15 protein-coding genes are annotated in these 13,794 nt (G+C 61.6%); 13 read left to right on the top strand and 2 right to left on the bottom strand.

What is annotated here, in order from left to right:
* Positions 1–42 precede the first annotated feature (42 nt).
* From urtB to QF045_RS05820, 12 genes are all read left to right on the top strand, one after another.
* Positions 43–1,545: an urea ABC transporter permease subunit UrtB gene (urtB, locus tag QF045_RS05875; protein ID WP_306491422.1), complete on the top strand. Its 1,503-nt coding sequence runs from the start codon at positions 43–45 to the stop codon at positions 1,543–1,545.
* Positions 1,545–2,612 carry an urea ABC transporter permease subunit UrtC gene (gene urtC / locus QF045_RS05870; RefSeq protein ID WP_306491421.1) on the top strand — a complete coding sequence of 356 codons (1,068 nt, stop codon included), beginning with the start codon at positions 1,545–1,547 and terminating at the stop codon, positions 2,610–2,612. The genes urtB and urtC overlap by 1 nt, the downstream gene beginning before the upstream one ends.
* Entirely contained in the window at positions 2,609–3,442 is an 834-nt protein-coding gene (gene urtD / locus QF045_RS05865) for an urea ABC transporter ATP-binding protein UrtD (protein WP_306491420.1), read from the top strand. Before urtC ends, urtD begins: the two co-directional genes overlap by 4 nt.
* A gap of 133 nt (positions 3,443–3,575) precedes the next feature.
* Positions 3,576–4,274 (top strand): urea ABC transporter ATP-binding subunit UrtE, encoded by a 699-nt coding sequence (gene urtE, locus QF045_RS05860; protein WP_306491419.1) that lies wholly within the window; start codon positions 3,576–3,578, stop codon positions 4,272–4,274.
* 31 nt (positions 4,275–4,305) lie between these two features.
* On the top strand, positions 4,306–5,145 hold the full coding sequence (locus QF045_RS05855; protein WP_306491418.1) for an urease accessory protein UreD: 840 nt from the start codon (positions 4,306–4,308) through the stop codon (positions 5,143–5,145).
* Between the two features lie 144 nt (positions 5,146–5,289).
* Positions 5,290–5,592: an urease subunit gamma gene (gene ureA, locus QF045_RS05850; protein ID WP_003171437.1), complete on the top strand. Its 303-nt coding sequence runs from the start codon at positions 5,290–5,292 to the stop codon at positions 5,590–5,592.
* Between the two features lie 9 nt (positions 5,593–5,601).
* The gene (locus QF045_RS05845) at positions 5,602–6,114 is read left to right on the top strand and encodes a GNAT family N-acetyltransferase (RefSeq protein WP_306491417.1); all 513 of its coding nucleotides are present in this window, start codon (positions 5,602–5,604) and stop codon (positions 6,112–6,114) included.
* A 5-nt stretch (positions 6,115–6,119) separates the two neighbouring features.
* A complete protein-coding gene (locus QF045_RS05840; protein WP_306491416.1) occupies positions 6,120–6,653 on the top strand; it encodes a GNAT family N-acetyltransferase in 534 nt (177 codons plus the stop codon).
* Positions 6,650–6,955 carry an urease subunit beta gene (locus tag QF045_RS05835; protein ID WP_306491415.1) on the top strand — a complete coding sequence of 102 codons (306 nt, stop codon included), beginning with the start codon at positions 6,650–6,652 and terminating at the stop codon, positions 6,953–6,955. The genes QF045_RS05840 and QF045_RS05835 overlap by 4 nt, the downstream gene beginning before the upstream one ends.
* 118 nt (positions 6,956–7,073) lie before the next feature.
* Entirely contained in the window at positions 7,074–8,774 is a 1,701-nt protein-coding gene (gene ureC / locus QF045_RS05830) for an urease subunit alpha (RefSeq protein WP_306491414.1), read from the top strand.
* A gap of 157 nt (positions 8,775–8,931) precedes the next feature.
* Positions 8,932–9,228: a transposase gene (locus tag QF045_RS05825; protein WP_306491413.1), complete on the top strand. Its 297-nt coding sequence runs from the start codon at positions 8,932–8,934 to the stop codon at positions 9,226–9,228.
* Positions 9,225–10,058: an IS3 family transposase gene (locus QF045_RS05820; protein ID WP_306491412.1), complete on the top strand. Its 834-nt coding sequence runs from the start codon at positions 9,225–9,227 to the stop codon at positions 10,056–10,058. The genes QF045_RS05825 and QF045_RS05820 overlap by 4 nt, the downstream gene beginning before the upstream one ends.
* An 86-nt stretch (positions 10,059–10,144) precedes the next feature.
* Here the strand turns inward: QF045_RS05820 and QF045_RS05815 are convergent, their stop codons facing one another.
* Positions 10,145–11,083 carry a DnaJ C-terminal domain-containing protein gene (locus tag QF045_RS05815; protein ID WP_306491411.1) on the bottom strand — a complete coding sequence of 313 codons (939 nt, stop codon included), beginning with the start codon at positions 11,081–11,083 and terminating at the stop codon, positions 10,145–10,147.
* A gap of 236 nt (positions 11,084–11,319) precedes the next feature.
* Here QF045_RS05815 and QF045_RS05810 point away from each other — a divergent pair, with 236 nt between their 5' ends.
* Positions 11,320–12,588 carry an Hsp70 family protein gene (locus tag QF045_RS05810; RefSeq protein ID WP_306491410.1) on the top strand — a complete coding sequence of 423 codons (1,269 nt, stop codon included), beginning with the start codon at positions 11,320–11,322 and terminating at the stop codon, positions 12,586–12,588.
* A gap of 126 nt (positions 12,589–12,714) precedes the next feature.
* On the opposite strand, the gene QF045_RS05805 is transcribed toward QF045_RS05810, so the two are convergent.
* Positions 12,715–13,728 carry an AI-2E family transporter gene (locus QF045_RS05805; protein WP_124384897.1) on the bottom strand — a complete coding sequence of 338 codons (1,014 nt, stop codon included), beginning with the start codon at positions 13,726–13,728 and terminating at the stop codon, positions 12,715–12,717.
* Positions 13,729–13,794: the final 66 nt, after the last annotated feature.

The raw sequence follows: 13,794 nt of genomic DNA, 5'->3' as shown, positions 1-13,794 counted from the left end.
GCTCCCTCCCACACTGTCCGCGCATGACTAGGACATTTGTTTATGCCCACTGCCCTCAATCGCTATTTATTGGCATTGCTGCTGTTGCTGCCGTTGGCGGTCTATGCAGGCGATGCCGAAGACTTCATCAACGCCAACCCGGCGCAGCAAGCCAAGCTCCTCCAGGACTGGGCCGCCCAGCCAGATCCTGCGCGTATCGAGCTGGTGGACGCGCTGCAACAAGGTCAGCTCACGCTCAACGGCGAAACCAAGACCCTGCGCCTGAACAACCGTCTGCGCGGCCTGATCGACAATGTGCAGGCCAGCCAGCAGTTGCTCGCGGCTGACCCCAAGGTGCGCCTTGATGCCGCGCGCACCCTGCAAAAAACGGCAGTGCCGGCCCAACTGAAATTCCTCGACCAGCAGGTCGCCACCGAGACCGATGAGGATGTGCACAGCGCCCTCAGCCTGGCCCTGGCCAACCTGCAACTGGTCGATACCGACCCAGTGGTGCGCCTCGCCGCCGTGCGCCTGCTCGGCAACACCGGCGACCCGCTGGCCCGCACCCGCCTGGAAACCTTGCTTGCGCCCGGCGTCGAAACCGATGCCACCGTGCACACCGCCGCCGAAACCAGCCTGGCCCAGGTCAAACGCAAGTTGATGGTCGGTGAGATTCTCGGCCAGGCCTTCAGCGGCATGTCGCTGGGTTCGATCCTGCTGCTTGCGGCCCTGGGCCTGGCGATCACCTTCGGCCTGCTCGGCGTAATCAATATGGCCCACGGCGAGATGCTGATGCTCGGTGCTTACTCCACCTACGTGGTGCAAATGCTGATGCAGCGCTACGTGCCTCAGGCGATTGAGTTCTACCCGCTGATCGCGCTGCCGGTGGCGTTCTTTGTCACGGCCGCCATCGGCATGGCGCTGGAGCGTACGGTGATTCGTCACCTGTATGGCCGCCCGCTGGAAACCCTGCTCGCCACCTGGGGCATCAGCCTGATGCTGATCCAACTGGTGCGGTTGGTGTTCGGTGCGCAGAACGTCGAAGTGTCCAACCCCGCCTGGCTCTCCGGTGGCATTCAGGTATTGCCTAACCTAGTGCTGCCGTACAACCGCATCGTGATCATCGCCTTTGCGCTGTTCGTGGTGGTGCTGACCTGGCTGCTGCTGAACAAGACGCGCCTGGGCCTGAACGTGCGCGCCGTCACGCAGAACCGCAACATGGCCGCCTGCTGCGGTGTGCCCACCGGGCGGGTGGACATGCTCGCCTTTGGCCTGGGTTCCGGCATCGCGGGGCTGGGCGGCGTCGCCCTGAGCCAGATCGGCAACGTCGGCCCGGACCTGGGCCAGAGCTACATCATCGACTCGTTCCTGGTGGTGGTGCTGGGCGGTGTAGGCCAGCTTGCCGGCAGCGTCACGGCGGCCTTCGGCCTGGGCATCGCCAACAAGATTCTCGAACCGCAGATCGGCGCCGTGCTCGGCAAGATCCTGATCCTCGCGCTGATCATTCTGTTTATCCAGAAACGCCCGCAAGGACTCTTCGCACTGAAAGGACGGGTGATCGACTGATGAACCAGCCATTGATGCTTACGGCCACGCAGAAAGCCGGCCCAAAGGTGACGATTGCCGTCGGCGCGCTCCTGCTTGTGGTGCTGCTGGCGCTGCCGTTGCTGTCGCTGTTGCCGGCGGAAAACGTGTTTCACATTTCGGCCTATACCTTGACGCTGGTCGGCAAGATCCTCTGCTATGCCATCGTCGCCCTGGCGCTCGATCTGGTGTGGGGCTACGCAGGGATGCTGTCCCTGGGCCATGGGCTGTTCTTCGCCCTGGGCGGTTATGCGATGGGCATGTACCTGATGCGCCAGGCCTCCGGCGATGCGTTGCCGGCGTTCATGACGTTTTTGTCGTGGACCGAATTGCCCTGGTACTGGGCGGGCACCCAACACTTCTGGTGGGCGCTGTGCCTAGTAGTGCTGGCGCCGGGGCTGCTGGCCCTGGTGTTCGGTTTCTTCGCCTTCCGCTCGCGGATCAAGGGTGTGTATTTCTCGATCATGACCCAGGCCCTGACCTTCGCCGGCATGCTGCTGTTCTTTCGCAACGAGACCGGGTTTGGCGGCAACAACGGCTTCACCAACTTTCGCAGCATCCTGGGCTTTGGCATCACTGAACCTGGCACCCGCGCGGTGCTGTTCGTGGCCACGGTGCTGCTGCTGGTGGCGAGCCTGTACATCGGCTGGCGCCTGGCCCGCAGCAAATTCGGGCGGGTGCTCACCGCCCTGCGGGACGCGGAAAACCGCCTGATGTTCTGCGGCTACGACCCGCGTGGCTTCAAGCTGTTCGTGTGGGTATTGAGCGCGGTGCTGTGCGGCTTGGCGGGGGCGTTGTATGTGCCGCAGGTGGGCATCATCAACCCCAGCGAAATGTCCCCGACCAACTCCATCGAAGCCGCCGTCTGGGTGGCCCTGGGCGGGCGTGGCACCTTGATCGGCCCGTTGCTCGGCGCCGGCGTGGTCAATGGCATGAAGAGCTGGTTCACCGTGGCTTTCCCGGAATACTGGCTGTTCTTCCTCGGGGCGCTGTTCATCATCGTCACCCTGTACCTGCCCAAGGGCGTTATCGGCCTGCTGAAGAAATGAGGAACGTCATGCTTGAACCTATTTTCGACGCGGGCAGCGGTCGCGAGGCCATCGGTATCGGCCAGGCCGCGGGCAAAGGCCTGAACACTCGCCACGGCACCATCCTGACCCTGGAGGACATCAGCGTCAGCTTCGATGGTTTCAAGGCGTTGAACGACCTCAACCTCTACATCGGCGTCGGCGAACTGCGCTGCATCATCGGCCCCAATGGCGCGGGCAAGACCACGTTGATGGACGTGATCACCGGCAAGACCCGGCCCAGCCATGGCAAAGCCTGGTTCGGCGAGACGCTGGACTTGACCGGCATGAGCGAAGTGCAGATCGCCCAGGCCGGCATTGGCCGCAAGTTCCAGAAACCCACGGTGTTCGAAGCCCTCAGCGTGTTCGAAAACCTTGAGCTGGCGCAGAAAACCGACAAGTCCGTATGGGCCAGCCTGCGGGCGCGTTTGAGCGGCGAGCAGAAAGACCGCATCGACGAGGTGCTGAACACCATCCGCCTCACCGCCTCGGTACAGCGCCCGGCCGGGTTGCTGTCCCACGGCCAGAAGCAGTTTCTGGAGATCGGCATGCTGTTGATGCAAGACCCACAACTGTTGCTGCTGGACGAACCGGTGGCCGGCATGACCGACGCCGAAACCGAATTCACCGCCGAACTGTTCAAGGGCCTGGCGGGCAAGCATTCGCTGATGGTGGTGGAGCATGACATGGGCTTTGTCGGCTCGATTGCCGACCACGTCACCGTGTTGCATCAGGGCAGCGTGCTGGCGGAAGGGTCGCTGGAGCAGGTGCAGGAAAATGAGCGCGTGATCGAGGTGTACCTCGGTCGCTAAGGTGGTTTTCCTGTAGGAGCGAGCTTGCTCGCGAAGATCGTCAACGATAACGCGGGCATTCTGAATGCACGCGGCGCCCTCAGGTTTTTCGCGAGCAAGCCCGCTCCTACAGGGGATTGAGGAGGTTTTGAGAATGCTGCAAGTCGACAAGCTGCACCAATATTACGGCGGTAGCCACATCCTGCGCGGGCTGTCGTTTGACGTGAAAATCGGCGAAGTCACCTGCCTGCTCGGGCGTAACGGCGTGGGCAAGACCACCCTGCTCAAGTGCCTGATGGGCCTGCTGCCGGCCAAGGAAGGCGCGGTGAATTGGGAGGGCAAGCCGATCACCGGCTTCAAGCCGCACCAGCGCGTGCATGCAGGCATCGCCTACGTGCCTCAGGGCCGGGAAATTTTCGCAAGGCTGACGGTGGAAGAAAACCTGCTGATGGGCCTTTCGCGTTTCCCCGGCTCCGAAGCCAAGGAAGTGCCCGCCTTTATCTACGAACTGTTCCCGGTGCTGCTGCAGATGAAACACCGGCGCGGCGGCGACTTGTCCGGCGGCCAGCAGCAACAGTTGGCCATCGGCCGCGCTCTGGCGAGCCGCCCGCGGTTGCTGATTCTCGATGAACCCACCGAAGGCATCCAGCCGTCGGTGATCAAGGAGATCGGCGCCGTGATCAAGAAACTCGCGGCACGCGGCGATATGGCAATCCTGCTGGTGGAGCAGTTCTACGACTTCGCCGCGGAACTGGCCGACCAGTACCTGGTGATGTCTCGGGGCGAAATCGTGCAGCAGGGCCGAGGTGAAAATATGGAAAGCGAAGGTGTGCGCGGTCTTGTAACCATCTAATCTGTAGCGTCCTAACGATAAGCAAAAAAACATGAACCTGCCCGTTACCCCTGCCCTGTTCACCCCCAGCTGGCACGCCAAGCTGGAACTCGGCTACGCGCGTTTCGGCGACACCACACGCCCGGTGCTGCGCCGCCACCTCGGCCCGCTGCGCGTGCAAAAACACCTGTACGCCGAAGGCCCCGAGGTGTGCCAGCACATCATCGTGCACCCGCCCGGCGGCATCGCCGGCGGCGATCGCCTCGACATCAGCGCGCAGGTGGCCGAGGGCGCCTGGGCCCAATTGACCAGCCCCGGCGCGGCCAAGTGGTACCGCGCCAGCGGCCCTGCGTTCCAGCAGCTTGAGCTGACCGTGCAAGCCGGTGCGACGCTGGAGTGGCTGCCCCAGGAAACCATTGCGTTCAGCGCCGCCCAGGCCGAACTGACCACGCGCATCGAACTGCACGGCGACGCGCGGTTGTTCTACTGGGACGTGGTCGCCCTCGGGCGCCCGGCCAGTGACGAGCGCTTCGACCTCGGCCACTTTCAATCAAAACTGGATATCCGGCGCGACGGCCAGTTGCTCTGGCACGAACGCCAGCGCATTGTGGGCGGCGATGGGCTGCTGGATTCGCCTATCGGGCTGGATGGGCAACCGGTGTTTGCCACTTTGCTGGTGACCGGTGAAATTGACGCTCAATTGCTGGAACACTGTCGCTCACTGCCCCACGCGGTGCGCGGCGACTTGACCCAACTGCCCGGTTTGCTGGTCGCGCGCTGCCTGGCCAGTGAAGCGCTGCAGGCGCGGGGTTGGTTGATTGATTTATGGCGACTTTTGCGCCCTACGCTGCTTGGCCGCAAAGCAGTCGCACCACGAATCTGGAGCACATGACGATCAAACTGTGGGAGGGGGCTTGCCCCCGATAGCTGAGTGTCAGGCAATGCATCTGCTACTGACCCACCGCTATCGGGGGCAAGCCCCCTCCCACAGGGATCTTCAGTGTTTTTATGAATGTTGTTTGAAGGACCTTGAACCATGGACCTGACCCCACGGGAAAAAGACAAACTGCTGATCTTCACCGCAGGCCTGGTGGCTGAACGCCGCCTGGCGCGGGGTGTGAAGCTCAACTACCCGGAGACCATCGCCTATATTTCCGCCGCGCTGATGGAAGGCGCTCGCGATGGTCGTACCGTGGCTGACCTGATGCACTACGGCACCACCCTGCTCAGCCGTGAACAGGTGATGGAGGGCATCCCCGAAATGATCCCGGATATCCAGGTGGAAGCCACCTTCCCGGACGGCACCAAGCTGGTCACCGTCCACCAGCCCATCGCTTGAGGCAAGGCCATGATTCGTGATGCAACCGAACACGACCTGCCGGCGATCCGCGACATCTACAACGACGCCGTCCTGAATACCACCGCGATCTGGAACGAACAGCCGGTGGACCTGGCGAACCGCCAAGCCTGGTTCAACGCACGCCAGGCGCAGGGCTATCCAATCCTGGTGGCCGTGGAAAACGCTGAGGTCACCGGCTATGCCTCATTCGGCGACTGGCGGCCCTTCGAAGGTTTCCGCTACAGCGTCGAACACTCGGTGTACGTGCGCAACGACCAGCGCGGCAAGGGCCTCGGCCCGCGCTTGATGGCGGCCCTGATCGAACGCGCGCGCAGCGGCGACAAGCATGTGATGGTCGCGGCTATCGAAAGCGGCAATCTTGCCTCGATCCGCCTGCACGAACGCCTGGGTTTCATCACCACCGGGCAGATGCCGCAAGTGGGTATCAAGTTCGGCCGCTGGCTCGACCTGACCTTTATGCAACTGGCCTTGAATCCGGGCGCCGAACCGCCCAAGGAGTGAGATCGATGAGCGCTGCGCAACTGCGTCGAGTCAATGCTGAAAGCTTTGCCCATTACCGCCTCGGCTTGATCGAGCTGTTGCTGGACGCGGTCCGGAATGGCGCCTCGGTCGGCTTCATGGCCGACTTCGATGAGGTACAGGCGCGCGAGTATTTGACCGGCGTGCAGGCCGGCATCGAAGAGGCCAGCCTGCTGCTGTGGGTGGTGGTGCGCGATGAACAGGTGGTCGCCAGCGTGCAGTTGGCGCTGTGCCAGAAAGCCAACGGCCTGAACCGCGCCGAGGTGCAAAAACTGTTGGTGCACAGCAGTGCGCGGCGCCACGGCCTGGGCCAGCAATTGATGAATGCCCTGGAGCTCGCCGCGCGCCAGCACAAGCGCGGCTTGCTGTACCTGGACACCGAAGCCGGCTCCGACGCCGAGGCCTTCTACCAATCGCTGCGCTACACCAAGGTTGGGGAGTTGCCCGACTACTGCCAAAGCCCGGACGGGCGCTACAGCCCGACCGCTATCTACTTCAAGACCCTGGGGCAACCTGCATGATTCCTGGCCAATACCAGATCCAGCCTGGCGAGATCGAACTGAATGTCGGCCGGCGTACCGTCAGCCTGAGCGTGGCCAACAGCGGCGACCGGCCGATCCAGGTGGGCTCGCACTATCATTTTTTCGAGACCAACGACGCACTGGAGTTTGACCGCGCCGCCAGCCGTGGCATGCGTTTGAATATTCCGGCGGGCACGGCGGTGCGGTTCGAGCCGGGGCAGAGTCGGGAGGTCGAGCTGGTGGACTTGAGCGGTGGGCGCCGGGTGTTCGGGTTTGCCGGGCGGGTCATGGGCGACCTTTAGGGCCTCATCGGGGGCAAGCCCCCTCCCACATTTGGCCGTGTTCACAGATCAAAGGTGGGAGGGGGCTTGCCCCCGATAGCGGTCTCACATTCAACACATATTTATCAGGTGCACACAGATGAAAATCACCCGCCAAGCCTACGCTGACATGTACGGCCCCACCGTGGGCGACAAGGTGCGCCTGGCCGACACCGAGCTGTTCGTCGAAGTCGAAAAGGACTTCACCGTCTATGGCGAAGAAGTCAAATTCGGTGGCGGCAAGGTGATCCGTGACGGCCAGGGCCAGAGCCAGTTGCTCGCCCATGAAGTGGTCGACACCCTGATCACCAACGCGCTGATCATCGACCACTGGGGCATCGTCAAGGCCGATGTCGGCCTGAAGAACGGCCGCATCCACGCCATCGGCAAAGCCGGCAACCCCGACATCCAGCCCGGCGTGACCATGGCCATCGGCGCCAGCACCGAAGTGATCGCCGGTGAAGGCATGATCCTCACCGCCGGCGGCATCGACTCCCATGTGCATTTCATCTGCCCGCAGCAGATCGAAGAGGCGCTGACCAGCGGCGTCACCACCATGATCGGCGGCGGCACCGGCCCGGCCACCGGCACCAACGCCACCACCTGCACCTCAGGCCCATGGCACCTGGCGCGCATGCTGCAGGCCAGCGATTCGTTCCCGATGAACATTGGGTTTACCGGCAAGGGCAACGCCAGCTTGCCGCAGCCGTTGGTGGAGCAGGTCAAGGCCGGCGCCATCGGTTTGAAGCTGCACGAAGACTGGGGCACCACGCCCGCCAGCATCGATAACTGCCTGAGCGTCGCCGATGAATACGACGTGCAGGTAGCGATCCACAGCGACACCCTCAACGAATCCGGCTTCGTCGAAACCACCCTCGCCGCGCTCAAGGGCCGCACCATTCACACCTACCACACCGAAGGCGCCGGTGGCGGCCATGCACCAGACATCATCAAGGCCTGCGGCTTTGCCAACGTGCTGCCCAGCTCCACCAACCCGACGCGGCCGTTCACCCGCAACACCATCGATGAACACCTGGACATGCTGATGGTCTGCCATCACCTGGACCCGAGCATTGCCGAAGACGTGGCCTTCGCCGAAAGCCGCATCCGCCGCGAAACCATCGCCGCCGAAGACATCCTCCACGACCTCGGCGCGTTCTCGATGATCAGCTCCGACAGCCAGGCCATGGGCCGCGTCGGCGAAGTGATCACGCGCACCTGGCAGACCGCCGACAAGATGAAAAAACAGCGCGGCCCGCTGCCGGGTGATGGCGCGGGCAACGATAACTTCCGCGCCAAGCGCTATATCGCCAAGTACACCATCAACCCGGCGATCACCCATGGCATCAGCCACATCGTCGGTTCCATCGAAGTCGGCAAATGGGCGGATCTTGTGTTGTGGCGCCCGGCGTTTTTCGGGATCAAGCCGACGCTGATCCTCAAGGGCGGCGCGATTGCCTCGAGCCTGATGGGGGACGCCAACGCCTCGATCCCGACGCCGCAGCCGGTGCACTACCGACCGATGTTCGCCAGCTTCGGCAGCTCGCTGCATGCCACCAGCCTGACCTTTATCAGCCAGGCGGCACAGGACGCCGGCCTGCCCGAGGCGCTGGGTTTGAAAAAGCAGATTGCCGTGGTCAAGGGGTGCCGTGATGTGCAGAAAACCGACCTGATCCACAACGACTACCTGCCGGATATCGAGGTGGACCCGCAGACGTATCAGGTCAAGGCTGACGGCGTGTTGCTATGGTGCGAACCCGCCGACGTGCTGCCAATGGCGCAGCGATATTTCCTGTTCTGACAACCGCCTCACTGTAGGAGCGAGCCTGCTCGCGAAAAACGCCCAGACAACGCGTTATTTCTGAATAAACGCGGTGACCTTGAGTGCTTCGCGAGCAAGCTGTTGTGGCTCAATATTTATGGACCATGATGTAGGAGTATCAACCTAAGGAAGCGTCATGGGATTTCGGATCGTTACAGCCGAAGAAAAAGCCGAAGCGATTCGTCTGGTCGTTGAGTTGAACTACTCAGTGCCTAAGGCGTGCGAGCAAACGGGTGTGGGGCCGACGGCGCTGCGACGCTGGGTTTCGCGATGGCGCAAGGAGCAGGTAGGAGCAGCGCAAACGACGCGTCCTCAGGATCAGGATCTGATTGATTCGCTGCAGGCCAGGTTGGCGTTGCTGGAAGCCGAGAACGATGTCCTAAAAAAGCAGTTGCCCTCTCATCTAAAGGTGCTGTTTGGCCGAAGAAAATGATTGAGGGCGCCACAAAAAAGCTGTCGGTGCGACGTCTATGCCGCTTGCTGGGCGTGCCTCGCAGCAGCTATTACGCGATGCGCCAGCCCAAACCTGAGCGCAGAATTGAGCCCCAACTGGAAAAGAAAATCCGGCTATTACACCGAGAGCATCGCGGAGCGCTGGGCAGTCGTGGGTTTACAAAAGTCCTGAAAACACAGGGCGTAGTGGTCGGGCGCCATCGTATGCGCAGCTTGATGAAGAGTTTGGGCCTGGTGAGACGTCGGGCCCAGTATGCGCACTATCGGCGAGCCACCAAAGTGTCCAACATCGCGCCCAATGTACTGGAGCGACGCTTTAATCCGGAACAACCCAACACGTTCTGGGCGGGAGATATTACCTATATCCGTGTCGGTGGCAGTTGGTTGTATCTAGCCATTGTGATGGATCTTTTTTCGCGCAGAATCGTTGGTTGGGCATTTTCAAGGACGGCTGATACCGAGCTTTCATTGCAGGCTTTACGACTTGCTGTGGGGCTGCGTCGACCTTCCTCCGAGCTGGTGTTTCACTCGGACCAGGGATGCCAATACACAGCTGAGCGCTTCGTCAGCTACTTGGCTGAAAAGCAGATCGTGCAGAGCATGAGTCGGCGCGGGAACTGTTGGGACAATGCGGTTGTGGAGCGCTATTTCAGATCGCAAAAACACGATTGGTCACCTGAAAATGGTTACTCAACTCACTTCGAAGCAGAGCGGGACGTGATGGACTTCATTGCTCATTACAACCATCGACGCTGTCACTCTGCCTCGAACAACCTGCCGCCAGCCATTTTTGAAAAGCTGGCGGCCTAATACTCCTACAGAATGGTCCAAAAAAACTGGACCGCTACAAGCTCGCTCCTACAAATATCGCTTAGCCAGCCCCCGCACCGGCTCGCTTAGAAGTTTTCGCGAGGGTTGAAGTTGGCCTTTTTCGCCAATGCCTGCCACAACGCGATGGTCTCGTCGTCGGCCTGTTTGGGCATGACCGCTTTGAGTTGCACGAACAAGTAGCCGCGTTGCCCGGCTTTGTTCAGCAACCCGTGGCCCTTGGCGCGCAAGCGTTGGCCGTTCTGGCTGCCGGCCGGCACCTTGAGGTTGATCTTGCCGGTCAGCGTAGGCACCGTGACTTCCGCGCCCAGCGCCAATTCCCACGGCGCGAGCGGCAGGTTGATGATCAGGTTTTCGCCATCCACCTCGAACCTGGCATGGGGCGCAAACTTGATCATCAAATACAGATCACCGTTGGCCCCCCCGCCAATGCCGGGAGCGCCCTGGCCCTTGAGGCGAATGCGCTCACCGTCGGCGACACCGGCCGGGATCTTCACGTTCAGGTTCTTGGTGGTGTTGCTGACATGCCGGCCCGAGGCGTCGTATTGAGGCACCTGGAAGCTGATCTGCTTGGACTCCGTGGACAGCGTCTCCTCAAGGGACACCGACAACTGCATCTCCACGTCCTGGCCCTTGCGCCCGGCGGGGCGACGCTGGCCGCCGCCAAATCCGTCGCTGCGCGAGCCGAAGATGGAGCTGAAGAAGTCCGAGAAATCCTCAGTGCCCGCACCACCGCCAAAGCCGCCACGGCTCTGCCACCCCGGTGGCCCCTGGAACGGCTGGCCATGCTGGCCATACTTGCGCAGCTCGTCGTACTCGGCGCGCTTGTCGGCACTCTTGAGCGCTTCATAGGCTTCGGACGCGTCCTTGAACTTGGCTTCGGCGTCTTTTTCCTTACTCACGTCCGGGTGATATTTACGCGCGAGCTTGCGATAGGCGGCTTTGATTTCCTTGTCGTCGGCGCTCGGCTCGACACCCAGAATCTTGTAGTAGTCTTTGAAATCCATCGGTGGTTCACCATCCTTAATCGAGATCGCACAGCCCGGACACAAAGTGCGCTGCTTTGCACGTGTTGAGTCTTGCGCCCTGGGGTGCGTCAAAGTGTTATCGGCACTTGCCGTATGCACAAGATGTGGGGGCAAATCCCGCGCTTTCAAGCACGATTTAACAGATGGTCGGCCTACGCATCCGGCGTCGACTGGCATACACTGCGCGGCCGTTTTTCGACCGGAACCCGATAGACATGAAAAACCCATCCCCAGCCCGTGCCTGCGGCATCGACTTCGGCACGTCCAACTCCACAGTCGGCTGGATCCGCCCCGGCGAGGAGACGCTTATCGCGCTGGAGGACGACAAGATCACCCTGCCGTCGGTGGTTTTCTTCAACTTCGAGGAACGCCGCCCGGTGTACGGTCGCCTGGCGTTGCACGAATACCTGGAAAACTACGAAGGCCGCTTGATGCGCTCGCTCAAGAGCCTGTTGGGCTCCAAGCTGATCAAGCACGACACCAGCGTGCTGGGCACCGCAATGCCGTTCACCGACCTGCTGGCGCTGTTCATCGGCCAGCTCAAGAGCCGTGCCGAAGCCACCGCTGGCCGCGAGTTCGAAGAAGTGGTGCTGGGGCGCCCGGTGTTTTTTGTCGATGACGACCCGATGGCCGACCAGGAAGCGGAAAACACCCTGGTCGATGTGGCCCGCAAGATCGGCTTCAAGGACATCTCGTTCCAGTACGAACCGATTGCCGCCGCGTTCGACTACGAGTCGACCATCGAGAAGGAAGAGCTGGTGCTGATCGTCGACATCGGCGGCGGTACGTCCGACTTCTCCCTGGTACGCCTGTCGCCGGATCGCCGTCATAACGACAACCGCCAGAGCGACATCCTCGCAACCGGCGGCGTGCACATCGGCGGTACCGACTTCGACAAACAGCTCAGCCTGCAAGGCATGATGCCGCTGTTCGGCTACGGCAGTCGCATGAAAAGCGGCGCCTACATGCCCACCAGTCACCACATGAACCTGGCTACCTGGCACACCATCAACTCGGTGTACTCGCAAAAATCCCAGCTGGCCCTGGGCAGCATGCGCTATGACATCGAAGACACCGGCGGCATCGACCGCCTGTTCAAACTGATCGAACAGCGTGCCGGGCACTGGCTGGCGATGGAAGTCGAAGAAACCAAGATCCAGCTGACCCACGAAGACAGCCGCCTGGTGTTGCTGGACCGGGTTGAGTCTGGATTGAGCGTGGAATTGAGCCGCACGCTGTTCGAGTCAGCCATCGACGGGCTGCTGGAACGCATACGCGGCAGCGTTACCCAGTTGCTCAATGACGCATCGGTGGGCGTGGCCCAGGTGGACACGGTGTTCTTCACCGGCGGCTCCAGCGGCATCCCCGCGCTGCGCCACAGCATCTCGGCGATGCTGCCGAACGCGCGGCATGTGGAAGGCAATATCTTCGGCAGTATCGGCAGCGGGTTGGCGATCGAGGCGAGCAAACGTTACGGCAACTGAGTTGTAACTTGAATCTGCGGCGCCCCCATCGGGAGCAAGCCCCCTCCCACATTTTGATTTGTGAATACATTCAAAAATGTGGGAGGGGGCTTGCTCCCGATGGCGTCAGCCCAGGCAACACAAAACCTAAACCATCCCGCCCAGCTTCAGCTCACTCTTCAAATACGCATAGTAAATCGGCCCCGCCACTACCCCCGGCAAGCCGAACGCGGCCTCGAATACCAGCATCGCCAGCAGCAATTCCCATGACTTGGCACTGATCTGCCCACCCACGATGCGCGCGTTGAGGAAGTACTCGACCTTGTGGATCACGATCAGATACCCCAGCGCCGCCACCGCGACCCAGATCGACAGCGACAACGCGACAATCGTGATCAGGGTGTTGGACATCAGGTTGCCGATCACCGGCAGCAGGCCGAGCAGGAAGGTCAGCACGATCAGGGTTTTGGTCAACGGCAGGTGAATGCCGCACAGCGGCAGCACCACGGCGAGGAACACGGCGGTGAAGGCGGTGTTGAGCGCGGCGATTTTTATCTGGGCGAAGACGATATTGCGAAACGCCTGGACCAGCAGGTGCAGGCGGTCGAACAACGCCGCGGCCAGGGGTTTGCGCTTGGTCAGGTCGGGCACGCGCTGCAGGGCGATGATTGCGCCGAGCACCATGCCGATCAGCAGGGTGACGAACATATGCGCGGCGTCTTTGCCGACCAGTTGCAGCTCGCTCAGGTGCTTGCTCAGCCAGTCGCCGATGGCCACGCGAAATTCGGCGGCGCTGGCGGGCAGGTAGGCATCGATGGACGGCGGTAACTGGCCGCGTGCGCGGTCGACTACGTGCATGAATTTATCCAGCGAGGCGCCGGGATTTTCCGCTTCGTGAAGCAGGAAGCTGATGGCGCCAGCAAAGATCAGCGTGAGCACGCTGACGATCAGGGTGCCAAGCAGGGCCACCGCCAGCCAGCGCGCACGCCGCCCTTCGATCAGCCGTTGCAGTTGGGGGGTGAGCATGTTGACCAGTTCATAGACCAACAGGCCGGCCAGCAGGCTGGGCAGCAACTTCAGCGGCAGTACCAGCAGCAATCCGCCGAAAATAATGATGTAGCTGGCCAGCAACAACACATGACGCTGAGAAAACGTTGGCATACAGCCTCAAAACGAACGGTATTAAAGGATGTGTAGGAGCGAGCATGCTCGCGAAGGTCGCCAACG

Source organism: Pseudomonas sp. W4I3, from assembly GCF_030816195.1.
In the GTDB taxonomy this organism is placed as follows: domain Bacteria; phylum Pseudomonadota; class Gammaproteobacteria; order Pseudomonadales; family Pseudomonadaceae; genus Aquipseudomonas.
The sequence above is the reverse complement of the archived record's forward strand: the minus strand, read 5'-3'. Positions and strand labels throughout refer to the sequence as shown.